Annotated in this window: 21 protein-coding genes and 1 tRNA gene; 12 read left to right on the top strand and 10 right to left on the bottom strand. The window is 67.9% G+C overall.

Translation table 11 applies throughout. From position 1 onward, the window contains the following. Positions 1-27: 27 nt before the first annotated feature. The 5 genes from folP to OKW76_RS13240 all read right to left on the bottom strand — a co-directional run bounded on the left by folP (position 28) and on the right by OKW76_RS13240 (position 4,626). Positions 28-1,143, bottom strand: a complete 1,116-nt coding sequence (gene folP / locus OKW76_RS13260; protein ID WP_265549329.1) for a dihydropteroate synthase — start codon at positions 1,141-1,143, stop codon at positions 28-30. Positions 1,144-1,264: 121 nt separating this feature from the next. After that, positions 1,265-2,401, bottom strand: a complete 1,137-nt coding sequence (locus OKW76_RS13255) for a DNA methyltransferase (RefSeq protein WP_322740128.1) — start codon at positions 2,399-2,401, stop codon at positions 1,265-1,267. Between the two features lie 230 nt (positions 2,402-2,631). Then, positions 2,632-3,243, bottom strand: a complete 612-nt coding sequence (locus tag OKW76_RS13250; protein ID WP_265549328.1) for a ribonuclease HII — start codon at positions 3,241-3,243, stop codon at positions 2,632-2,634. Further along, positions 3,236-4,429 carry a bifunctional hydroxymethylpyrimidine kinase/phosphomethylpyrimidine kinase gene (gene thiD, locus OKW76_RS13245; RefSeq protein WP_265549327.1) on the bottom strand — a complete coding sequence of 398 codons (1,194 nt, stop codon included), beginning with the start codon at positions 4,427-4,429 and terminating at the stop codon, positions 3,236-3,238. The genes OKW76_RS13250 and thiD overlap by 8 nt, the downstream gene beginning before the upstream one ends. After that, positions 4,426-4,626 (bottom strand): DUF1272 domain-containing protein, encoded by a 201-nt coding sequence (locus tag OKW76_RS13240; RefSeq protein WP_265549326.1) that lies wholly within the window; start codon positions 4,624-4,626, stop codon positions 4,426-4,428. The genes thiD and OKW76_RS13240 overlap by 4 nt, the downstream gene beginning before the upstream one ends. A 282-nt stretch (positions 4,627-4,908) precedes the next feature. On the opposite strand from OKW76_RS13240, the gene OKW76_RS13235 reads away from it, so the two are divergent. After that, a complete protein-coding gene (locus tag OKW76_RS13235; protein ID WP_265549325.1) occupies positions 4,909-5,334 on the top strand; it encodes a fasciclin domain-containing protein in 426 nt (141 codons plus the stop codon). A gap of 57 nt (positions 5,335-5,391) precedes the next feature. Here the strand turns inward: OKW76_RS13235 and glmM are convergent, their stop codons facing one another. Next, the gene (gene glmM / locus OKW76_RS13230; RefSeq protein ID WP_265549324.1) at positions 5,392-6,729 is read right to left on the bottom strand and encodes a phosphoglucosamine mutase; all 1,338 of its coding nucleotides are present in this window, start codon (positions 6,727-6,729) and stop codon (positions 5,392-5,394) included. A gap of 71 nt (positions 6,730-6,800) precedes the next feature. Between glmM and OKW76_RS13225 the strand changes: the two genes are divergently transcribed. Together OKW76_RS13225 and OKW76_RS13220 are read left to right on the top strand one after the other, a co-directional pair. After that, positions 6,801-8,063, top strand: coding sequence for a dicarboxylate/amino acid:cation symporter (locus OKW76_RS13225; protein ID WP_265549323.1), 1,263 nt, complete (start codon positions 6,801-6,803; stop codon positions 8,061-8,063). Between the two features lie 83 nt (positions 8,064-8,146). Then, positions 8,147-8,533: an endonuclease domain-containing protein gene (locus OKW76_RS13220; RefSeq protein WP_322740094.1), complete on the top strand. Its 387-nt coding sequence runs from the start codon at positions 8,147-8,149 to the stop codon at positions 8,531-8,533. Positions 8,534-8,617: 84 nt separating this feature from the next. Here the strand turns inward: OKW76_RS13220 and gorA are convergent, their stop codons facing one another. Both gorA and pgi read right to left on the bottom strand, forming a co-directional pair. Beyond that, positions 8,618-9,964, bottom strand: a complete 1,347-nt coding sequence (gene gorA / locus OKW76_RS13215; RefSeq protein ID WP_265549322.1) for a glutathione-disulfide reductase — start codon at positions 9,962-9,964, stop codon at positions 8,618-8,620. A gap of 118 nt (positions 9,965-10,082) precedes the next feature. Beyond that, a complete protein-coding gene (gene pgi / locus OKW76_RS13210) occupies positions 10,083-11,576 on the bottom strand; it encodes a glucose-6-phosphate isomerase (RefSeq protein ID WP_265549321.1) in 1,494 nt (497 codons plus the stop codon). 226 nt (positions 11,577-11,802) lie between these two features. Between pgi and lepB the strand changes: the two genes are divergently transcribed. From lepB to era, 4 genes are all read left to right on the top strand, one after another. After that, on the top strand, positions 11,803-12,603 hold the full coding sequence (gene lepB, locus OKW76_RS13205) for a signal peptidase I (RefSeq protein ID WP_265549320.1): 801 nt from the start codon (positions 11,803-11,805) through the stop codon (positions 12,601-12,603). After that, complete coding sequence (rnc, locus tag OKW76_RS13200; protein WP_265549319.1) at positions 12,600-13,271, top strand: ribonuclease III; 672 nt, start codon at positions 12,600-12,602, stop codon at positions 13,269-13,271. Before lepB ends, rnc begins: the two co-directional genes overlap by 4 nt. A gap of 134 nt (positions 13,272-13,405) precedes the next feature. After that, positions 13,406-13,849 carry a GIY-YIG nuclease family protein gene (locus OKW76_RS13195; protein WP_265549318.1) on the top strand — a complete coding sequence of 148 codons (444 nt, stop codon included), beginning with the start codon at positions 13,406-13,408 and terminating at the stop codon, positions 13,847-13,849. Next, a complete protein-coding gene (era, locus tag OKW76_RS13190; protein WP_265549317.1) occupies positions 13,846-14,751 on the top strand; it encodes a GTPase Era in 906 nt (301 codons plus the stop codon). Before OKW76_RS13195 ends, era begins: the two co-directional genes overlap by 4 nt. Here era and OKW76_RS13185 read toward each other — a convergent pair. Beyond that, a complete protein-coding gene (locus OKW76_RS13185; protein ID WP_265549316.1) occupies positions 14,748-15,452 on the bottom strand; it encodes an NAD-dependent deacylase in 705 nt (234 codons plus the stop codon). The genes era and OKW76_RS13185 overlap by 4 nt on opposite strands. Positions 15,453-15,583: 131 nt before the next feature. Here OKW76_RS13185 and dapB point away from each other — a divergent pair, with 131 nt between their 5' ends. The 5 genes from dapB (at position 15,584) to OKW76_RS13160 (ending at position 20,493) form a co-directional block, all read left to right on the top strand. Next, a complete protein-coding gene (gene dapB / locus OKW76_RS13180) occupies positions 15,584-16,312 on the top strand; it encodes a 4-hydroxy-tetrahydrodipicolinate reductase (protein WP_265549315.1) in 729 nt (242 codons plus the stop codon). A gap of 22 nt (positions 16,313-16,334) precedes the next feature. After that, positions 16,335-17,003: an endonuclease III gene (gene nth / locus OKW76_RS13175; protein ID WP_265549314.1), complete on the top strand. Its 669-nt coding sequence runs from the start codon at positions 16,335-16,337 to the stop codon at positions 17,001-17,003. 45 nt (positions 17,004-17,048) lie between these two features. After that, positions 17,049-17,125: transfer RNA gene (locus tag OKW76_RS13170), tRNA-Arg, on the top strand. 260 nt (positions 17,126-17,385) lie between these two features. Then, complete coding sequence (locus OKW76_RS13165) at positions 17,386-17,622, top strand: hypothetical protein (protein ID WP_265549313.1); 237 nt, start codon at positions 17,386-17,388, stop codon at positions 17,620-17,622. A gap of 534 nt (positions 17,623-18,156) precedes the next feature. Further along, a complete protein-coding gene (locus OKW76_RS13160; protein ID WP_265549312.1) occupies positions 18,157-20,493 on the top strand; it encodes a glycoside hydrolase family 127 protein in 2,337 nt (778 codons plus the stop codon). Positions 20,494-20,513: 20 nt separating this feature from the next. Here the strand turns inward: OKW76_RS13160 and OKW76_RS13155 are convergent, their stop codons facing one another. Next, positions 20,514-21,602: an alpha/beta hydrolase family esterase gene (locus OKW76_RS13155; RefSeq protein ID WP_265549311.1), complete on the bottom strand. Its 1,089-nt coding sequence runs from the start codon at positions 21,600-21,602 to the stop codon at positions 20,514-20,516. Positions 21,603-21,606 lie beyond the last annotated feature (4 nt).

Below are 21,606 nucleotides of genomic sequence, written 5' to 3'. Positions count from 1 at the left end.
CTCCCTTCCAGGGAGGGGGGGAAAGACCTACCGCCCCACCAGCGCGGCATCGCGCATCCCGCGCCACACCCGCACCGCCTGCACCGTTTCGAACACGTCGTGCACGCGCAGGATCTGCACGCCCTGCTCCACCCCTTTCAGCGCCAGCGCCAGCGATCCGCCGAGCCGCTGATCGACCGGCGCCTCGTTCGCCAGCGCGCCGACGATCCGCTTGCGGCTGGCACCCAGCAATAATGGACAGCCGAGCCCGTGCAGCAGCGACAGCCCGTTGAGCAGCGCCAGGTTGTGCGACAGCGCCTTGCCGAAGCCGATGCCCGGATCGACGATGATCTTGGCCCGATCGACGCCGCCCGCAACCACCGCGGCGATCCGCGCCTCGAGCCAGTCATACACCTCGATCAGCGGGTCGCCGTACCCCTCGCCGCCATGCGGCCCCTTGGCGGGATCGGGCGAGTGCATCAGCACCACCGGGCAGCCCGCGCGCGCGACCACCTCGACCGCGCGGTCGTCCCAGGCGAGCGCGGCGACGTCGTTGACGATATGCGCGCCCGCCGCGAGCGCGGCTTCCATCACCCCGGCCTTGCGCGTGTCGATCGACACCGGCGTACCGCTCGCCGCCAGACGCTCGATCGCGGGAACGACGCGCTTGATCTCGTCGCCCTCCCACACCGCCGCCGCGCCCGGCCGCGTCGATTCGCCGCCGACATCGATGATCGCTGCGCCGATCGCCGCCATATCGACCCCCACCCCCGCCGCAGCCGCCGGATCGTCGACATGCGCGCCGCCGTCGGAGAAGCTGTCCGGCGTGACGTTGAGGATGCCCATCACCATCGGCTGGTCGAACCGGATCACGCGATCGCCGGCGTGGATCGCTGGGCGCGGGGCCGAGATGCGGGCGGCGAGCACTTGAAGCTGCTGCGCCTGCGGTTCGGGGAGCGTTGCCAGCAACGCGGGGAGGTCGGCGACCGCGATCGTCGCCTGCGCGGTGCGCTTCCCCGCTTCGACCGCGATCAGCTCATACGCGGCGAACCATTGCAGCCCGCCCGCCAGCCGCGCGACCTCGCCGTCGCGGCCGATGGGGGTGTCGGCGAATTGGGTGGGGCGGAGATAGAGGCGCGCGGCGGCGGGGATTCGGAAAGCCATGAATGGTCCTTACCGCACGATGTGATCGAGCATAACCGTTCGTCCTGAGTAGCCGCTGAGCTTGTCGATACGGGCCTTCGCCTTCGCTCAGTCCCTACTCAGGACGAACGGTGGTAGGGATTCAAGGCTGGGTCGCCAGCAGATACTTCTGCCGGATCGTGTCGATCGGCTGGAGCTTGCCCTCGGCCTCATGGTGCCAGAAGGTCCAGCCATTGCACGACGGCGCCCCCTGCAACGTCGCACCCAGCTTGTGGATCGACCCTTCGCCGTCGGCACCGTGCAGCGAGCCATCGGCGCGCACCGTCACCGACCAGCGGCGCTTGGCGTCGGTAAGCTTGGTGCCGGCGGGCATATAGCCGGTTTCGACCAGCGTCCCGAACGACACCTTGGGTGCGCTCTTGCCCGCCTGCATCGTCACCAGCAGCGATTCATCGAGCGGCAGCGCGGCGGCGATCCGCGCCTCGGCGGCGGCGATATAGTTCGGCTCGCGCTCGATGCCGATCCAGCGGCGGCCCAGGCGCTTGGCGACCGCGCCGGTGGTGCCGGTGCCGAAGAACGGATCGAGCACCACGTCGCCCGGTTTGGTCGTCGCCAGCAGCACCCGGTACAGCAGCGCCTCGGGCTTTTGCGTCGGGTGGACCTTTACCCCGTCCTGCTTCAGCCGCTCGGGGCCGCCACAGATCGGAAATTCCCAGTCCGATCGCATCTGCAGCTCGTCGTTGAGCGTCTTCATGCTGCGATAGTTGAAGGTGTAGCGCGCCTTTTCGCCCATCGACGCCCAGATCAGCGTCTCGTGCGCGTTGGTGAAGCGCGTGCCCTTGAAATTGGGCATCGGATTGGCCTTGCGCCAGACGATGTCGTTGAGGATCCAAAAGCCCAGATCCTGCACCGCGGTGCCGACGCGGAAGATGTTGTGATAGCTGCCGATCACCCACAAGGTGCCGGTGGGCTTGAGGATGCGGCGTGCTTCCTTCAGCCAGGCGCGGGTGAAGCGATCATACACCGCGAAGCTGTCGAACTTGTCCCAATCGTCGGTGACCGCGTCGACGTGGCTGCCGTCGGGGCGCGCGAGATCGCCGCCCAATTGCAGATTATAGGGCGGATCGGCGAAGATGCAGTCGATGCTCGCGGCGGGCAGCGCCTTCATCGCCGCGACGCAATCGCGCATGATGATGCTGTCGAGCGGCAAGGGCGCGGGCGCGGCGAGCGCGCGCTTTGTCGGCGCGGGTCCGCGCTTGATCTTTTCCAGCACCTGCATCGACAACCCCCGGCTTCCTTGAGGCCGCATTCCTGCGGATAAGCGCGACTCCGTCAAGCACGCAGTGGTTAACGCCGGGATTGAAGAAATCGTTAAAACGGCATGATATTTCGCTTGCGCAACCACATGTTGAGTCCGCGGGTCGGCGCTACCCGCAAGCGGTTGCGGTGTGGCGCGCAGGACTCAGCGGGGCGGAAAGTTTGTCACCCGGTGCCCGCCGCCACTCGCCGTCACCCCTGCGCCATCGCCAGCGCGAGTTCGGCCTGCCGCACCGGCGCGAAGCTGCGACGATGCAGCGGCGTCGGCCCCAGCCGCACCAGCGCCTCCTGGTGCGTCTTGGCCCCATAGCCTTTGTTCGACGCCCAGCCATAGCCGGGATAGACCGCATCATAGTCGCGCATCATGCAGTCGCGGCGATGCTTCGCGACGATCGAGGCGGCGGCGATCGACAGGCACAAGGCATCGCCGCCGATGATCGCACGGCTCGAAAACTGCCACTTGGGGCAGCGATTGCCGTCGACAAGGACCATGCCGGGCACGAGGTCGAGCGCCTCGACCGCACGGGTCATCGCCAGCATCGTCGCCCACAGGATGTTGAGGCTGTCGATCTCCTCGACACTGGCGATGCCGACGCCGACGCGCGCGCAATCGAGCAGCCGCGCGCACAGGTCGGCGCGGCGCGCGGCGGTGAGCACCTTCGAATCGTTCAGCCCATCGGGAATGCAATCGGCGTCGAGCACGACGGCGGCCGCCACCACCGGCCCTGCAAGCGGCCCGCGCCCCGCCTCGTCGACCCCCACCACCGGGCCGGCATGCTGTGCTTCGTGCGAATAATCAGGCATCGCCGATCCGCCAGGGGGGGAAGCGGCGCATTTCGCCCGCCTGGTACAGACATACGGTGTTGCCCGCGGGATCGACCAGCCGCGCCTCGCGCCAGCCCCATTTCTCGTCGGTCGGCTCCTGCACGAAGCTCAGCCCCTGCGCCTTGAGATAGGGCACCGTCACATCGAGGTCGCCGCATTCGAGATAGATGACCGGCGCGGCGAGCTGCTGCTCGACCTCGATGCTCAGCGTTGCGCCGCCTTCGGTTTCGAAGCGCGCATAGCGATCGTCGGAGCGGACGATCTGGCGAAGCCCCAGCAGCCGATAGAAATGCTCGCTCTCGCCAAGGCCGTTCGCCGGCACGGTGACGTGGTTGAGCATCGGCGACCAGCGCGATTGGTTGAGGTCGAGCCGCACCGCCTGTTGCGCCATCGGCCCATGCCCCTGCCCCAGATCGGCGGCGTCCTGAATCGCGATCCGCACGAAGCGCCGCGCGCGGCCGATCGCCTCGGGCAAGGTCCAGTCCTTGGCGAGCTCGCACGCGATCGCGGTCGACAGCGTGCAGCCGGTGCCATGCGTCGCCTCGCCGTCGAGCCTTGAACCGGTCCATTCGATTTCGGGCGCGGTGCCTTCGGATTGCTGGAACAGCCGGTCGGTGACTTGCCGCCCCTTGGCATGGCCGCCCTTGACCAGCAGCGCGCTGCCGCGGCGCTGCACCAGCGAGCGCGCGGCGCTGCGCTGCGCCGCCTTGTCGAGGATCGACATGCCCGACAGCGCCTTGAGCTCGGGCAGATTGGGAGTGGTGACGGTGGCGACGCGCATCAGTCGCGCAAAGGCGGCGATCGTGGCGTCGTCGGCCAGCGTTGCGCCAGAAGTGGCGATCATCACCGGATCGAACACGATCGGCAGCCCGGGCATCTCGGCGAGCCGCTCGGCCAGCGCCGCGGCGGTGCGCGCCGATCCGATCATGCCGATCTTGACCGCATCGACGCCGATGTCGCGGATCACGCAATCGACCTGCGCCATCACCATGTCGGTAGGGATCGGATGGACCGCATCGACGCCGAGCGTGTTCTGCGCGGTGATCGCGGTGATCGCGGTCATCGCATGGCAGCCGAGCATCGTCGCGGTCTTGATATCGGCCTGGATGCCCGCTCCGCCGCCCGAATCGGAGCCTGCCACGATGAGGATGCGCGGCGGGTTCATGCTGGCTTGCCCGCCGGTCGCTTGCCGGTGCGCGTGGGGCGATCGAGCAGTTCTCCGCCGCAATTGGGACAGCGTTCGTCGAGCGCATCGGCACAGGCCGCGCAAAAAGTGCATTCAAACGAACAGATGAACGCGCCGGGATCGGCAGGCGGCAAATCGGTGCCGCAACGTTCGCAATCAGGGCGCATTTCGAGCATCGCTACGCCATATCGCTTGACTGCGGCGGACACCAGCAACGCTTTTGCAGAGCAATGATCGCGGCTTGGTAACGCTATCGGCTAATATAATACCGCCTTTGGTCACATATTTCGAAATAAAGCGGCCAATCCAAGGACCGACTGTCGCTGGCGTTTCAAACATTACAGTTCGCTGACTGATGCTTTATACGGTATGCCACTCCATGGCGTCTTGGGGATAGGGGTAGCTCCGCGACGGGCCATCAGGGTTGTCGCACCATCCTCCAAGGAAAGTATTCTCCCATGAGCGATCAAACGCATGACATCGTCGATACGGCGGTAGCTGCCGGGTCCTTCACCACGTTGGTTGCAGCCGTGCAGGCCGCTGGCTTGGTCGAAACGCTGAAGAGCGACGGCCCCTTCACCGTGTTCGCCCCCACCGATGCCGCGTTCGCAGCATTGCCCGAGGGCACGGTCGAAGAACTGCTGAAGCCAGAGAACAAGGAAAAGCTGGCCGCAGTCCTCACCTACCACGTCGTCAGCGGCAAGGTGATGTCGGGCGATCTCGCCGGCGCGACCGCAACCCCCGCCAGCGTGCAGGGCGAAACGCTGAACGTCGACGGCACCGACGGCGTGAAGGTCAATGATGCGACGGTCGTGACCGCCGACATCGATTGCACCAATGGCGTGATCCACGTCATCGATTCGGTGTTGCTGCCCAAGGGCTGACACCATCGGGCGCTGCCGGGTCGAGGGCGACCCGGCAGCGCTGCTTTCACTTTTCCCTTACGCCGCTGCGCGCACCGCGTCGCAGATGCGGTTCACCACCGCCTCGACCTGCGCGGCATCGTCGCCCTCGGCCATCACCCGGATCACCGGTTCGGTGCCCGAGGGGCGGATCACCAGCCGGCCGTTCGCCGCGAGCTCGGCCTCGGCACCCGCGATGCAATCGATCACGCTCGCGGCCTCCAGTGGCTTGCCGCCGGCGAAACGGACATTCTTCAATATCTGCGGCACCGGCTCGAAGCGGTGGAGCACCTCGCTCGCCGGCGCGCCCGCGCGCACCAGTTCGGCGAGCACCTGAAGCGAGGCGACCAGCCCGTCGCCGGTGGTGGCGTAGTCGGTGAGGATGATGTGCCCCGATTGCTCGCCGCCGACATTGTACCCGCGCGCGCGCATCGCCTCGAGCACATGGCGGTCGCCCACCTTGGTGCGGATCAGGCCAAGCCCCTGCTCGCCCAGATGGCGCTCGAGCCCGAGGTTCGACATCACGGTCGCCACCAGCCCGCCGCCATTGAGCCGCCCGCGCCGCGCCCAGCCGGTGGCGATCGTCGCCATCAGCTGGTCGCCATCGACGATCCGGCCATGTTCGTCGACGACGATCAGCCGATCGGCATCGCCATCGAGCGCGATGCCGATATGCGCGCCCGATGCCACCACGGTCTCGCGCAAGGTGTCGGGCGCGGTCGAGCCGACCCCGTCATTGATGTTCTTGCCGTTGGGATCGATGCCGATCGCGACGACCTCGGCGCCCAGCTCCCACAACGCTGAAGGCGCCACTTGATAGGCGGCACCGTTGGCGCAATCGACCACCACTTTGAGCCCGTCCAGCCGAAGGTCGTCGGGGAAGGTCGCCTTGGCAAAATGGATGTAGCGTCCGCGCGCATCGTCGTAGCGGCGCGCGCGACCGATGTCGCTCGACGCCGCCAGCGGCACCTCGCGGTCGATCAGCGCCTCGATCGCTTCCTCGTCGGCATCGGACAATTTGAAGCCGTCGGGGCCGAACAATTTGATGCCGTTGTCGGCATAGGGGTTGTGGCTCGCCGAGATCATCACCCCCATGTCGGCGCGCATCGACTGGGTGAGCATCGCGACCGCCGGCGTCGGCATCGGCCCGACCAGCACGACGTCCATCCCCACCGAGGTGAACCCCGCGACCATCGCGTTTTCGAGCATATAGCCCGACAGCCGCGTATCCTTGCCGATCACCACGCGGTGGCGATGGTCGCCGCGCTGGAAATGCGCCCCCGCCGCCATGCCGACCTTCATCGCCATCTGCGCGGTCATCGGCGCCATGTTGGTCGCACCGCGAATCCCGTCGGTGCCGAAATATTTTCTTGCCATCGCCGTGCCCTGCTCCACCTTGCCCGATCGGTCGGCCAGCCTGATAGCGTGCCAAACAACGAAGGGCGAGCATGTCGCAAGCAATGCGAATTTTGATGGCGCTGGCGGCGGGCCTGGCGCTTGGCGTCGCGCTGTCGCAATGGCAGCCGGGCTGGGCCGAGACCGGCAGCGCGGTGGCGCAGCCGATCGGCACGATCTGGCTCAACGCGCTGCGGATGACGATCGTCCCGCTGGTGGTGGCGCTGCTGGTGACCGGCGTCGCGGCGACCGCCAAGGCGGCGAAGGCCAGCCGCCTGGCCGCGCGCGCGATCGTGATCTTCATGTCGTGGCTGTGGATTTCGGCGACGCTCGGCGCGTTGTTCGCGCTCGGGCTGCTCGACCTGTTCCCGCTGCCCGCCGAGGCAGGCGCGGCGCTGCGCGCGAGTTTCTCGGGCGCGGCGCCGGTCGGCGACGTGCCGCCGTTCAGCGATTTCCTGATCGCGATGGTGCCGACCAATCCGATTTCGGCAGCGGCGGAGGACCAGTTCCTGCCGTTGATCATCTTCACGCTCACCTTCGCCTTCGCGCTGACCACCCTGCCCGCCGAACCGCGCGAGACGCTGACCCGCTTCTTCCAGGCGGTGGCCGACACGATGCTGGTGATGATCGGCTGGGTGCTCCTGCTCGCACCGATCGGGGTATTCGCGCTCGCCTTCGTCGTCGGCGCGACCGCGGGGACGTCGGCGTTCGGCGCCTTGGTGCATTATGTCGCGATCGTCGCGGGCACCGGGGTGTTGATCTGGATGCTAGCCTATCCCACCGCGATGCTGCTCGGGCGGGTGCCGCTCAAGCGCTTCGTGCGCGCGGTCGCGCCCGCGCAGGCGGTGGCGATCTCGACCCAGTCGTCGCTCGCCTCGCTGCCCGCGATGCTGCGCGGCACCGAGGCGTTGGGACTGCCGGTCGCGACCGCAGGCGTGGTGCTGCCGCTGGCGGTCGCGATCTTCCGCTTCACCGGTCCGGCGATGAACATCGCGGTCGCGGTCTATGTCGCGCATGTGTTCGGGATCGAGCTCGCCCCGCAGCAAGTCGCGATCGGCGTCGCCGCGGCGGCGATCACTGCGCTGGGGTCGGTGAGCCTGCCGGGAACGATCAGCTTCGTTTCGTCGATCGCCCCGATCGCGCTGGCGATGGGGGTGCCGATCGAGCCGCTGGCGCTGCTCGTGGCGGTCGAGACGATGCCCGACATCGTGCGGACGTTGGGCAACGTCACGATGGACGTCGCGGTGACCAGCGTCGTCGCGCGCGGCCAGGACGGGGTGGAACGGAGCGAAGCGGACGTGTTGCTGGAGGGATAGCGCCCGCCGCCAGCGCCTCCCCTCCCTGACAAGGGAGGGGTTGGGGGTGGGTTGCTCTCAGCAAGGCGAAGCGCCAGCCTCATATGATGCCGCGAATCGCGCCCGCCAAAACCCAACGCGCCCGGGCACTTCGGCGAGAATCGACCCCCGAAGAACGCTTGGTCTGGCTACGACTGCGCGAGCATCGCCCGCGCTTCACGCGGCAGTTGCCGGTCGGACCGTACATCCTCGATTTCGCGTGCCGAAGCACGAAGCTGGCGGTCGAGATCGATGGCGGTCAGCACGCCGATTCCGAGCAGGACGAGAGACGGACGGCGTTTCTGGCGTCGCTGGGTTGGCGCGTGCTTCGGTTCTGGAATTCCGACGTTCGCGAGAATGCCGATGGCGTGGTCGAGGCGATCTTGGCGGCGACGGTCGATGATCGTGGGCCGACCCACCCCCAACCCCTCCCTTCCAGGGAGGGGAGTTAGGGTAGCGTCCGGCGCAACAGCCTCCCCTCCCTGGAAGGAAGGGGCTGGGGGCGGGTGGGTTTCCGCATGTCCCGACGCCCGCCCCTATTTCATCAGCACCAGTTCTTCCGCCATCGTCGGATGCAGCGCCACCGTCGCGTCGAAATCGTCCTTCGTCAGCCCCGCCTTCACCGCGATCGCGGCGGCCTGCAGGATCTCGGGCGAATCAGGACCGATCATGTGCAGCCCGACGATCCGCCCGGTGTCGCCGTCGCAGATCATCTTGTAGAGCGCGCGTTCGTTGCGGCCCGCCAGCACGTTCTTCATCGCGCGGAAGTCCGACAGATATACCTTCACCGAGCCGAGCTTGGTCTTGGCCTCGCTCTCGGTCATGCCGACCGCGGCCATCGGCGGGTGGCTGAACACCGCGCTCGGGATACAGCCATAATCGACCTTGGTGGGCTTGTTGCCGTAGAAGGTGTCGGCGAACGCCTGCCCCTCGCGGATCGCGACCGGGGTGAGCTGGACGCGGTTCGTCACGTCGCCGACCGCGAAGATGCTGTCGCAAGTCGAGCGGTTCTCGTCGTCAACCACCACCGCGCCGTTATGCAGCTCGACCCCGGCTTCCTCGAGCCCCAGCTCCTCGGTGTTCGGCACGCGGCCGGTGGCGAACATCACGCAATCGACCTCGATCGGCTCGTGATTGGTCATCGATACCAGCAGCGACCCGTCAGCCTGCTTCTCGATCCCACGAAACTCGGCGTTGAAGCGGAATTCGAGGCCCTTCATCAGCGAAATCTGGAGCAAGCGGTCGCGGATCGATTCGTCATAGCCGCGCAGGATCACCTCGCTGCGGTTGATCAGCGTCACCTTGGCGCCCAGCTCGTTGAAGATGCCCGCGAACTCGTTGGCGATATAGCCTGCGCCGGCAATCAGGACGCGCTTGGGCACTGCGTCGAGATGAAAAGCCTCGTTCGAGGTGATGCCGAGTTCATGGCCGGGGCAGCTCGGCACATGCGGGCGCGCGCCGACCGCGAGCAGGATGCGCTCGGCAGTCACGATCCGGCCGCTCGCCAGCTTCACCTCATGCGGCCCGGCGATCGTCGCGCGTTCGTGGATGATCTCGACGCCGTGGTTCGCGAGCGTCGCGGTATAGGCGCCGTTGATCCGATCAACCTCGGCGAAGACATTGTCGCGCAACCGCGACCAGTCGAACGCGCAATTGTCGGGGACGTCCCAGCCGAACTGCTTGGCGTCCTTCAGGTCCTCGGCGAAGTGCGCGCCATAGACGAGCAGTTTCTTGGGCACGCAGCCGCGGATGACGCAGGTGCCGCCGACCCGATATTCCTCTGCCACCGCAACGCGCGCGCCATAGGCGGCGGCGACGCGCGACGCGCGGGTGCCGCCGGAGCCAGCGCCGATGACGAAGAGGTCGTAGTCGTAATCGGGCAAAATGCGTCTCCGGGTAATGTGGTCGCGAGATAGGGGGCAGCGGTGGCGGGTACAAATGCGCCGACCACTGCCGAGCCGTCACCCCGGCCTTGTGCCGGGGTGACCGAGCGAGAAGGGCTCAACCAAGCGCGCGCTCGATCAGCGCAGTGGTCGAGGCGTCGAACACCATGTCGCCGGCATCCGCCGCCTTGGCCATTTCCTTGCCGAGCTCGACCCCGAACTGGTCGAACGGATTGATATCGAGCAGCGCGGCATTCACGAACGTGCGGTGCTCGTAGAAGGCGATCAGCGCGCCCAGCGTGCGCGGGTCGAGCGTTTCGAGCAGCAACGTCGCCGAGGGGCGATCGCCCGGATAGGCACGCGCCGCGTCCTCATTGGCCCGCCCCTGCATCAGCGCCGCGCCCTGCGCGAAGGCATTGAGCAGCAGCTGGCGGTGATGCGCTTCGGCCAGCCCGTCGCCGGGCTCGGTCACCGCGACGAACTCGACCGGCACCAGATGCGTGCCCTGATGGAGCAGCTGGAACACCGCATGCTGCGCATCGGTGCCCACGCCGCCCCAGGTGATCGGCGCGCTCGGGCGATCGAGCGGCACGCCTTGCGCGGTCACCGCCTTGCCGTTCGATTCCATTTCGAGCTGCTGGAGATAATCGGGCAGCAGCCGCAGCCGCTCGTCATAGGCGAACACCGCGCGCGTCGCGCAGCCGCGGACCTGGGTGTAATAAAGGTCGGCGAAGGCGGCCAGGACCGGCGCGTTCCTGGCCGGATCGGTGAAGCGGAAATGGCGGTCCATTTCGGCGGCACCCTCGAGCAGTTCCTCGAACGCCTCATAGCCCAGCGCCATCGCGGCGGGGAAACCGATCGACGACCACAGCGAATAGCGCCCGCCGACGCTGTCGGAGAAGGGCAGGATGCGGGTTTCGTCGACTCCCCATTCCATCGCCTTTTCGGGCGCGGCGGTGAGCGCGATCACGCGGCCATAGGGATCATCGACCCCCGCCTCTGCCATCCACGCCAGCGCGCTTTCGGCGTTGAGCAGCGTTTCGGTGGTGGTGAAGGTCTTCGAGGCGACCGCGATGATCGTCGCATGCGGATCGAACTGGTCGAGCGCGGTTTCGAGCGCGACGCCATCGACGTTCGAGACGATCGCGACGTCGTAGCGCACCCCGTCATTGCCGAGCGCATCGACGAGCAGGTCGGGGCCGAGCGCCGACCCGCCGATGCCGATGTGCAGCACGTGCTGGACCGGGCCGAACGCTTCGCCCTCGATCGCGTCGATCAGCGCGCGCATCCGGGCATGCTGCTGGCGCGCGCGATCGACGCTCGCCGCCGATCCCTCGCCGCGCTCGGCGGTATGCTCGACCGCGCGCCCCTCGGTGACGTTGACGATCTCGCCGCCGAACAGCGCATCGCGCTTGGCGGCGAGCCCCGCCTGCTCGGCAAGCGTGGCGAAGGCGGCGACCAGCTCGGGCGTGAGGTGCGTCTTGGCGAAATCGAAATGGATGCCGGCAAGGTCGACGGTGAGCGCCTCGAGCCGGTTGGCATCGGCGGCGAACAGCTCGGTCAGCGTCGCACGCGGGGCGGATTCGATCGGGGTCCAGTCGGTGGCTGCCATCTTCGGTCTCCTCGGGGGATTCGGTTGGCGGCGTCGTAGAGCATCGTGCCGTGGGGCGGAACACCTTGCGGGCACCTCGTCACCCCGGACTTGTTCCGGGGCCCACCGTGCAGCGATCGGTTCGGGCGCTTGGGGAGCGGTGGACCCCGGAACAGGTCCGGGGTGACGCCAAAGCGGGACCCCTTACCGCTTGACCTGCCTCACACACCAAAGCACATCGCGAGGCATGGCCAAGTCCCCCCGCCCCGCTGCGAAACCCACCCGCCCCGAATGGCAGGAAACGCTGATCTTCCTCGTGAAGCTCGCGCTGTTCGTGTTCGTCATCCGCAGCTTCCTGTTCGCGCCCTTCGTTATCCCTTCGGGGTCGATGCTGCCGCGCACGCTGATCGGCGACTATCTGTTCGTGACCAAATGGAACTACGGCTATTCGCGCCATTCGCTGCCGTGGAGCGTGCCGCTGATCCCGGGGCGCATCCTTGCCTCGACCCCGGCGCGCGGCGACGTCGCGGTGTTCAAGGCGCCGCCGCAGAACCAGGAGGACTGGATCAAGCGCGTCATCGGCCTCCCGGGCGACCGGGTGCAGATGCGCGACGGGCAGTTGTTCCTCAACGGCACCGCGATCCCCAAGGCGCGGGTCGCCGATTTCGTGCTGCCGGCGACGCCCAATTCGACGTGCGAGGATTATTTCCGCGACGCGCTGGCTGATGGCAGCCCGGTGTGCCGCTATCCGCAATATCGCGAAACCTTGCCCAACGGCGTCAGCTATAACGTCCTCGACCTCGGCTTCAGTCCCGCCGACGACACCGAAGTCTATACCGTGCCTGCGGGGCATGTCTTCATGATGGGCGATAATCGCGACGATTCGCGCGACAGCCGCTTCGCCGATTCGATCAGCTTCGTGCCGATGGAGAATCTGGTCGGCAAGGCCGTCGTCACCTTCTGGTCGACCGACGGCAATGCGGGCTGGCTAATGCCCTGGACCTGGCCCGGCGCGACGCGGTGGGAGCGGATCGGGGAAGCTTTTTGAGCGGCGACACGCTGGCCGACTGGGTCGCGCGGACGCTCGGCCACGCCCCCGCCGACATCGCGCCCTATGCTCGCGCGCTGACGCATGGCAGCCAGGCGGCGCAGAATTACGAGCGGCTCGAATTCCTCGGCGACCGGGTGCTCGGGCTGTGCATGGCCGAATGGCTGTTCGAGCGCTTTGGCGACGAGCCCGAGGGCAAATTGTCGCGCCGGCTCAACGCGCTGGTGACCGGCCCGATCTGCGCCGAAGTCGCGCGCGAGGCGGGCGTGGTGCCACATCTCAAGCTCGGCAAGCAGGCGCGCGACGACGGCGCGGCGAACAGCGACAATGTACTGGGCGATGTGATGGAGGCGCTGATCGGTGCGCTGTATCTCGACACCGGGATCGAGGGCGCGCGGGCCTTCGTCCGCCGTGCCTGGGGCGGGCGGATCGACGCGCAGGCCAAGGCGCCGCGCCATCCCAAATCGGCGCTGCAGGAGTGGGCCGCCGCCAATAACCGCCGTCCGCCCGAATATGCGATCGTCGAACGCTCGGGGCCGCACCACGCGCCGCGGTTCCGCGTGCGGGTAACGGTGGGGAAGCTGGCCGAAGCCGAGGCCGAGGGGAGTTCGAAGCAGGAGGCCGAGACTGCGGCGGCGGAAGGGTTGCTGGCGAAGCTTGGGGGGTAGGCGAGAGCGCCGCGTTGGAGGAAGGTTCGGGCCGCCCTTCGACAAGCTCAGGGCGAACGGCTCGTGGAGGGAGCTTTACCCTATCCCCGTTCGCCCTGAGCCTGTCGAAGGGCGGCCCACAGCGGGAGCGAGGCATGACGTTCTGGACGTACATTCTCCGCTGCAACGACGGCAGCTTCTACACCGGCCACACCGACGACCTCGAACGCCGCATCGGGCAGCATCGTACGGGCCAGATCGCAGGGCACACCAGACATCGCCGACCCGTCACGTTGGTTTGGAGCGAGGGGTTTCCCAGCCGGCTCGAAGCGCTCGAGGCAGAACGCCGGATCAAGGGCTGGGGCAAACCCAAGAAACTAGCGCTGATTTCGGGCGACTGGACCTTGCTGCAATTATTGTCGCGAAATTGGCAGGATGCGGGGCGCCCTTCGACAAGCTCAGGGCGAACGGCGAGTATATCGGGCGAGCCATCTTCCATTACCGGTCGCGCTGAGCTTGTCGAAGCGCGTCCAACCGCTCAAAGCGAACCACCAGCGGCAATCACACCCCTTACCGATCCAGAAGAGCAAACCCGATGACCCAATCCCCCTCCCCCCATTGCGGCCTAGTCGCCGTCGTCGGCGCGCCCAATGCCGGCAAGTCCACCCTGGTCAACGCGCTGGTCGGCCAGAAGGTCGCGATCGTCAGTCCCAAGGCGCAGACCACCCGCGTCCGACTGATGGGGATTGCGATCGAGGGCGAGACGCAGTTGCTGCTGGTCGATACCCCCGGCATCTTCGACCCCAAGCGCCGCTTCGATCGCGCGATGGTGACCGCAGCATGGGAAGGTGCCGAAGGGGCCGACGCGATCGCGTTCGTCGTCGATGCCAAATCGGGGCTGCCCGAAAAGGTGACGGTGATCGCCGAGCGGCTGGCGTCGCGCAAGGAGCCCAAGCTGCTGATCCTCAACAAGGTCGACCTCGCCGACAAGCCGCGCCTGTTGACGCATGCCGAGCGGCTGAACGCGCTGCTGCCCTTCGACGAGACCTTCTTCGTTTCGGCAACCACCGGCGACGGGATCGCCGAACTCAAAACCGCGCTGACCCGCCGAATGCCGCAGGGGCCGTGGCACTTCCCCGCCGACCAGGTGAGCGACGCCAGCGAACGGATGCTCGCCGCCGAGGTCACGCGCGAGCAGATCTTCCTCCAGCTCCACGCCGAACTGCCCTACGCCAGCGCGGTCGAGACCGAGCAATATATCGAGCGGCCCGACGGATCGGTCGAACTCCACCAGCAGATCCTGGTCGAACGCGACACCCAGCGCGCGATCGTGCTGGGCAAGGGCGGATCGCGGATCAAGGAAATCGGCGCTCGCGCACGCGCCGAGCTGTCGCGGGTGATGGGGGTGCCGGTGCATCTGTACCTGCACGTGAAGGTCAAGCCCGGCTGGGACGACGACCGGACGCTCAACAACGACATGGGGCTCGACTGGGTGGACTAGCGCCCGCCCAACACCGCATCCACCCACTCGGGCACCAGCACCCCGGCCGCGCCCATCCGGCTTTCGGCGAAGAACACGCTCCCCATTGAGGGATCGAGGTTCATCTCGAGCGTATCCGCCCCATGATAGCGCGCGGTCTGGACGAAGCCCGCTGCCGGATACACCGCGCCCGAGGTGCCGACCGACACGAACAGGTCGCAATCGGCCAGCGCCGCCTCGATCCGCTCCATCTGGTAGGGCATCTCGCCGAAAAACACGATGTCGGGGCGCAGCGCCGGCTGCCCGCACGCGGCGCAGACGCTGCCCGGCGGCAAGGGCGCGGCCCATTCGCGCCGCGCGCCGCACGCGGCGCACAAAGCCGATCGCAGCTCGCCATGCATGTGCAGCAGCCGCGTCGCCCCGGCGCGCTCGTGCAGGTCATCGACATTCTGCGTCACGATCAGCAACTCACCCGGCCATTGCGCGTCGAGCCGCGCCAGCGCGTGGTGCGCCGGATTGGGCGCGACGCCCGCCAGCGCCGCGCGGCGCAGATCATAGAATCGATGCACCAGCGCCGGATCGCGCGCCAGCGCTTCGGGGGTGCAGACATCCTCGACACGGTGGCCTTCCCACAGCCCGCCGGGGCCGCGGAAGGTGGCGATGCCGCTTTCGGCGGATACGCCCGCGCCGGTCAGCACGACGATCGAATGCAGTTCGCGCATCGCGCTTCCCTAGCGGCTTGCGGCACATTTGTAAGACCTGTTGCGCGCGCACCGATTCTGGCATGACACCGCAGGACGCTACGGCGCCGGCCCCCAAAGGCGGCGGACCGGCAAGAAGAACGAGGGTGCGCGTGACGGCAATCGGTATCTATGGAAGCCTGGGCCGGATGGGCCAGTCGATCGTCGCGGCGATGCCGGCGTATAATGCCGAGCATGCCGGCGGGATCGATGTCGGCGAAGACCCCGCGCCGCTCGCTCAGGCCAGCGACGTGCTGGTCGATTTCTCCTCGCCCGCCGCGCTCGAGGCGCATCTGGCGGCGGCGCGCGCGGCGGGGACGCCGATCGTCGTCGGCACCACCGGGCTCAACCAGCGCCACCACGATCTGATCGACGCCGCCGCCGCCGACATCGCGGTGCTCCAGACGGGCAACACCTCGCTCGGCGTCGCGTTGCTCTCGGCGCTGGTGCGCGATGCCGCGGCCAGGCTCGGGCTCGACTGGGATATCGAGGTCGCCGAGATGCACCACCGCGACAAGGTCGATGCGCCGTCGGGCACCGCGCTGATGCTGGGCGAAGCGGCGGCCGAAGGGCGGCAGATGCTGCTGTCCGAAACGAGCGTCGTCGGCCGCGCGGGGCTGGTCGGCGCGCGCGCGCGTGGGACGATCGGCTTTTCGAGCCTGCGCGGCGGCACCGTCGTCGGCGATCACATGGTCGTCTTCGCAGGCGAAGGCGAACGGATCGAGCTGGCGCATCGCGCCGAGGACCGCGCGATCTTTGCGCGCGGCGCGGTGCAGGCGGCGTTGTGGCTCGCCGCGCAGCCGCCGGGGCGCTACGCGATGGACCAGGTGCTCGGGCTGTGAAACGCAGCCCGCGAGGTCGCCGTTGAAGAAAGCCGATATCGTCGAATTCTATGCGCGATTGGCCGAGGCCAATCCGCACCCCGAGACCGAGCTCGCCTTCACCAACGCCTATACGCTGCTGGTCGCGGTCGCGCTGTCGGCGCAGGCGACCGATGTGGGCGTGAACAAGGCGACGCGCGCGCTGTTCGCCGAGGTCGACACGCCGCAACAGATGGTCGCGCTGGGGATCGACGGGCTCAAGCAGCACATCCGCACGATCGGGCTGTTCAACACCAAGGCCAAGCACGTGATCGCGCTGAGCGAGGCGCTGATCGCCGAGCATGGCGGCGAGGTCCCCGAAGATCGCGCCGCGCTCGAACGCCTGCCGGGCGTCGGACGCAAGACCGCCAACGTCGTGCTCAACACCGCGTTCGGGCACGAGACCTTCGCGGTCGACACGCATATCTTCCGCGTCGGCAACCGCACCGGGCTGGCGCCGGGCAAGACCGTGCTCGCGGTCGAACTACGGCTCGACAAGGCGACGCCGCAGCCCTTCCGGCTGCACGCGCATCACTGGCTGATCCTGCACGGCCGCTATGTCTGCAAGGCGCGGACCCCCGAATGCTGGCGCTGCCCGGTCGCCGACCTGTGCCGCTACCGCCCCAAGACCCCCGCCCCCAAAGCGAAGCGCGTGGCCGTGGCGCCGGCGTGAAACCCACTGGCGCATCGCGCGCGGCTTTGCTAACCGGGCGGTCCGGCACCCGTAGCTCAGCTGGATAGAGCGCTGCCCTCCGAAGGCAGAGGCCACTGGTTCGAATCCAGTCGGGTGCACCACTAACCGAAATCGCCGGACCCGGCTTTGCGACAACCTGGCGGTGGCGCGTCAGGCGACCTTGCGCAGGTGGTAGCCGGCGTCGCTCTGCGCGACATGGCCAAGCCGGACGAGCGCATCGAGCGTCGCGGCGATCCGCTTTTCCACCTTGCGCCCCTGATCTGCTCGGGCGCGCCCTTGCGCGTGGCGACCTGGGGGATGCCCGCCTTGGCGATCTGATAGTCGGAGCGCAGCCAGCGGACGATGCCCTGTTTCTCCTCGCATGGCGCTGCGCATTCAGCGCCACCAGCCGCGCGACGATCGCTTCGTCGGAAAGGTTTCGCGCCCAGCCATAGGCATCGGCCACCGCATCGTCGATCCGGGCGTGGAGGTCGTGGAGAATATCCACCCGGCTGCGGTGGCGCTGGTCCTGCTCGGCAAGGTCGAACGCCTCCCCCCTTCACCAGCTTTTTGCGCAGATTGTACAGGCCAGCCAGCGCCAGGCCGGGATGCTCGGTGAGCACCTCTTTCCGCATCGCGTCGAGTTCCTCGGCGAGATCGCCGATGAACGTGAGAACCATCAGCTTTTGGTCGGGCATCACATCCGCAGCCGCCGCGGCATCAACGATAAAACCCCCGCCCAACGGCTTCATGCGGTGGCAGCAAAGCCCGTCATTCGACCTGGGCGGAACGGCCAGACTGGTATTGGTGCCAACAGTCCAGTCGGCGTTTATGGCTGCGGTTCGACTGGCCAAAACCACCTCGGGCGCATCGCTCTCAGCCTCCCGCTCGGACACGACCGCCAGCAACACGCCTTCATGCGAACCCGCCTGCGCCACGGCCATCGCAAGGCGCGCGCTTGCGCAATGGACCGGCGCGCGTGCCCGCGAACGGCCGCGGCGCGAAACGCTATAGGCGATCACTCATGTCTGAGTATAAGAAGGCCAATAGTTGGTCAGGACCCCGCCAGAGGGTTCGCAAACCGCCCCGCGTGCCGGGCGACAACATGGAGAGAGCGCTTGCCGTCCTGGAATCCGATCGCGGCCCCCGCACGATGATCACGCGGCGTACCCTGCTCGGCTCGGCGAGCGCGCTGGTATTTGCGCGGCCGCTGGCGGCGCTCGGCGCCGATCGCGCCGCCGCCGCGCGGCGTTCGGTACCGCTGTCCGCGGTGCGGCTGCTGCCCTCGGCCTTTGCCACCGCGCAGGAGACCAACCGCAAGACGCTGCTCGCGCTCTCGCCCGAACGGCTGCTCCACAATTTCCACCTGAGCGCGGGCCTGCCGCCGCAGGGCGAGATCTACGGCGGCTGGGAAGCGCGCGGGATCGCCGGGCATACGCTCGGCCATTGGCTGAGCGCGGCGAGCCTGATGGTGGCGAGCACCGGCGATGCCGAGCTGCGCCGCCGGCTGGCCAAGACGGTGGGCGAACTCGCGACGATCCAGGCGGCGCATGGCGACGGCTATATCGGCGGCACCACCGTCGAGCGCGACGGCAAGGAGGTCGACGGCAAGATCGTCTTCGAGGAAATCCGCCGCGGCGAAGTGCGCACCAGCGGGTTCGACGTCAATGGCGGCTGGGTGCCGCTCTACACCTGGCACAAGGTGCATGCCGGGTTGATCGATGCCGAGCGCCACGCCGGCATCGCCGCCGCGCGCCCGGTGATGCTGGGAATGGCGGGCTATCTCGCCGACATCCTCGACACGCTCGACGATGCGACGCTGCAACGGCTGCTCGCCGCCGAATATGGCGGGCTGAACGACAGCTATGCCGAAACCCATGCGCTGACGGGGAACCCGCGCTGGCTGGCGCTGGCGATCCGCATCCGCGATACCAAGGTGCTCGATCCGCTGGCGGCGGGGCGCAACAACCTGGCCGGGCTGCACGCCAACACCCAGATCCCCAAGGTGATCGGGCTGGCGCGGATCCACGAACTCAACGGCGACCCCAAAGCCGCGGCGACCGCGCGCTTCTTTCACCAGACCGTCACGCGCGATCACAGCTATGTCATCGGCGGCAATTCGGATCGCGAGCATTTCGGGCTGCCGCGCCAGCTTTCGTCGGCGATCACCGAACGCACCTGCGAGGCGTGCAACAGCTACAACATGCTCAAGCTGACGCGGCATCTGTATAGCTGGTCGGGCGATCCGGCGCTGTTCGACTATTATGAGCGCACCCACCTCAACCACATCCTGGCGCACCAGCATCCCGATCATGGGCGCTTCGTCTATTTCATGCCGCTGAGCAGCGGCGCGCGGCGGACCTATTCGACGCCCGAGGACAGCTTCTGGTGCTGCGTCGGCTCGGGGCTCGAAAGCCATGCCAAGCACGGCGATTCGATCTGGTGGGACGATGGCAAGGCGCTGGTGGCGAACCTGTTCATTCCCAGCAAGGTCGATTGGCGCGGCTGGCGGGTGACGATGGACACCGCATTCCCCTTCTCACAGCGCGTGACGTGCACGATCGAAGCCGCGCCGCGCGGGGCCGCGACGCTGGCGCTGCGGCTCCCCGGCTGGTGCGACGCGCCCGCACTGGCGGTGAACGGCAAGGCGGAGCCCGTAAGCGGCGGCGAGGCGCGGATCGCACGGCGCTGGCGAGAGGGCGACGTGGTGACGCTCGACCTGCCGATGCGGCTCGCCGCCGAACCGATGCCCGACAATGCCGACATGGTTGCCTTCACCCATGGCCCGCTGGTGCTCGCCGCCGATCTGGGCCCCGCCGACGCGCCGTTCGACGGCCTGCCCCCCGCGATCGTCGGCGCCGGCGCGCTCGAGGGCGTCGTGCCCGCCGATCCTGCGCAGCACCGTTTCACGCTGGCGAGCGCGCAGCCGTCCAAGCTCGCGCTCGTCCCCTTCTTCGCGCAATATGACCGGCGCACCGCGGTGTATTTCCCGCGCTTCACGCCTGAGCGCTGGGCGACCGAGGAAGCCGCGTGGCGCAAGGCACGCGCGGCCGAAGCAGCGCTCGCCGCGCGCACCATCGACCAGATGTTCTTCGGCGAAATGCAGCCCGAGCGCGACCACGCCTTCACCGCCAACCATTCCGACCTGTTCTCCTTCGCCGGAAAGAGCGCGCGCCAGCTTCCCTGGGGCGCGGGCAATTGGATGGAATTCACGATGGCGGTGCGGCCGGGGCCGGTGACGCTGCAGCTGCTCTATTGGGGCGAAGAGGTCGACAAGCATTTCGCGGTGTCGGTGAACGGCCGGCAGATCGCGGTCGAGCGCCGTCCCGGGCCGGCGCAGAAGCGCTTCGTCACCGCCGATTACGCGCTGCCCGCCGAGCTGGTCGGCGACGCCGCACAGATCCGCGTGCGCGTCGAGACCATCGGCACCGACGCGATGGTCTATGAAGCGCGGACGCTCGGCCCGGGCGGCGCCGCCGTCACCAGCTGAAGCTCAGCGGGGCGCCGGCTTCAGCGCATCAGCCCCGCCGAGCGCAGCGCTTTTTCGATGACGTCGTTGACCGAATTGGCGACCGAAGCCGCGGCACGCGGTGCGGCTGCGTGAACGTGGGCCGTGGCGCGCGGCGCCGCGGCAGCACGGGGGGCGGTGCTGTCGATCCCCTCGCGGAGCAATCCCCAATACCGCGCGATGTGGACGCTCGACGAAATACCCGCTTCGAGCATGTGCGGCCCCACCGCGCCGCACGCGTCGTCGCCCGTGGTCGCGAGCGGGGTGCCGTGGCCGAAGCCCTTGATGTGATATTCCTCGATCACCGCGCGCCCGCTCCGGTCGGTCCATACGCGATGGCGGTGGCCGTCGACCACGCCGCTGCGCGCAGGCGCCGCGCCCAGTTGGTGGACGTCGCGCCATTGGTCGAGGATCGCGGCGGCGTTGGCGGGGACCACGGTGCGGTCGCTCGCGCCGTGCCACACCGATATCGTCGGCCAAGGGCCGCGATGCGGCGATGCCGCGCGCACCAGCGCGCCAAGGTCGCTGCCGGTCGCGCCGCCCTGCCCGCGCATCCGCTCGAGCGCTTGCGGCACCCCGATCGCGGTGCCGAAGGGCAGCCCGGCGATGATCGCGCCGCCGGCGAAGACGTCGGGATAGGTTGCGAGCATGACATTGGCCATCGCGCCGCCCGCCGACAGCCCGGTGACATAGACGCGGCGCGGATCGATCGCGTGGGCGTCGCACATCGCCGCGACCATCTGGCGGATCGACAGCGCTTCGCCCGCGTCGCGGCGAATGTCCTGCGGTTCGAACCAGTTGAAGCAGGTGTTGGCGTTGTTCGAACGCTGCTGTTCGGGGAACAGCACCGCAAAGCCGTGGCGGTCGGCGAGATCGGACCAGCCCGATCCATGGTCATAGGCCGCGGCATTCTGCGTGCAGCCATGCAGCACCACCACCAACGGCGCCGAGGGCGCGAGCTGCTGCGGGACATGGCAATAGCCGAGCAGCGCACCGGGGTTCGCCCCGAAGCCGGTGAGCGGCGTCAAGCGGCTCGGCGCGGCGCTGCTCGCAGGCAAACCGCTGCGCAACCGTTCAATCGTTTCCGCCATACTC

Origin of the sequence: Sphingomonas sp. S1-29 (assembly GCF_026167545.1) — a bacterium.
Classification (GTDB): domain Bacteria; phylum Pseudomonadota; class Alphaproteobacteria; order Sphingomonadales; family Sphingomonadaceae; genus Sphingomonas.
The sequence above is the reverse complement of the archived record's forward strand: the minus strand, read 5'-3'. Positions and strand labels throughout refer to the sequence as shown.

What these genes read in the sequence shown, in the direction of transcription:
- OKW76_RS13160 (WP_265549312.1), top strand. Translation starts at nt 18,157, where the DNA reads ATGATCACGCGGCGTACCCTGCTCGGCTCGGCGAGCGCGCTGGTATTT.
- thiD (WP_265549327.1), bottom strand. Translation starts at nt 4,429, where the DNA reads ATGAACCCGCCGCGCATCCTCATCGTGGCAGGCTCCGATTCGGGCGGC.
- pgi (WP_265549321.1), bottom strand. Translation starts at nt 11,576, where the DNA reads ATGGCAGCCACCGACTGGACCCCGATCGAATCCGCCCCGCGTGCGACG.
- OKW76_RS13220 (WP_322740094.1), top strand. Translation starts at nt 8,147, where the DNA reads ATGATGCCGCGAATCGCGCCCGCCAAAACCCAACGCGCCCGGGCACTT.
- OKW76_RS13250 (WP_265549328.1), bottom strand. Translation starts at nt 3,243, where the DNA reads ATGCCTGATTATTCGCACGAAGCACAGCATGCCGGCCCGGTGGTGGGG.
- glmM (WP_265549324.1), bottom strand. Translation starts at nt 6,729, where the DNA reads ATGGCAAGAAAATATTTCGGCACCGACGGGATTCGCGGTGCGACCAAC.
- OKW76_RS13195 (WP_265549318.1), top strand. Translation starts at nt 13,406, where the DNA reads ATGACGTTCTGGACGTACATTCTCCGCTGCAACGACGGCAGCTTCTAC.
- OKW76_RS13155 (WP_265549311.1), bottom strand. Translation starts at nt 21,602, where the DNA reads ATGGCGGAAACGATTGAACGGTTGCGCAGCGGTTTGCCTGCGAGCAGC.
- lepB (WP_265549320.1), top strand. Translation starts at nt 11,803, where the DNA reads ATGGCCAAGTCCCCCCGCCCCGCTGCGAAACCCACCCGCCCCGAATGG.
- OKW76_RS13235 (WP_265549325.1), top strand. Translation starts at nt 4,909, where the DNA reads ATGAGCGATCAAACGCATGACATCGTCGATACGGCGGTAGCTGCCGGG.
- OKW76_RS13255 (WP_322740128.1), bottom strand. Translation starts at nt 2,401, where the DNA reads ATGCAGGTGCTGGAAAAGATCAAGCGCGGACCCGCGCCGACAAAGCGC.
- OKW76_RS13165 (WP_265549313.1), top strand. Translation starts at nt 17,386, where the DNA reads ATGGCGCTGCGCATTCAGCGCCACCAGCCGCGCGACGATCGCTTCGTC.
- era (WP_265549317.1), top strand. Translation starts at nt 13,846, where the DNA reads ATGACCCAATCCCCCTCCCCCCATTGCGGCCTAGTCGCCGTCGTCGGC.
- OKW76_RS13240 (WP_265549326.1), bottom strand. Translation starts at nt 4,626, where the DNA reads ATGCTCGAAATGCGCCCTGATTGCGAACGTTGCGGCACCGATTTGCCG.
- OKW76_RS13185 (WP_265549316.1), bottom strand. Translation starts at nt 15,452, where the DNA reads ATGCGCGAACTGCATTCGATCGTCGTGCTGACCGGCGCGGGCGTATCC.
- OKW76_RS13225 (WP_265549323.1), top strand. Translation starts at nt 6,801, where the DNA reads ATGTCGCAAGCAATGCGAATTTTGATGGCGCTGGCGGCGGGCCTGGCG.
- folP (WP_265549329.1), bottom strand. Translation starts at nt 1,143, where the DNA reads ATGGCTTTCCGAATCCCCGCCGCCGCGCGCCTCTATCTCCGCCCCACC.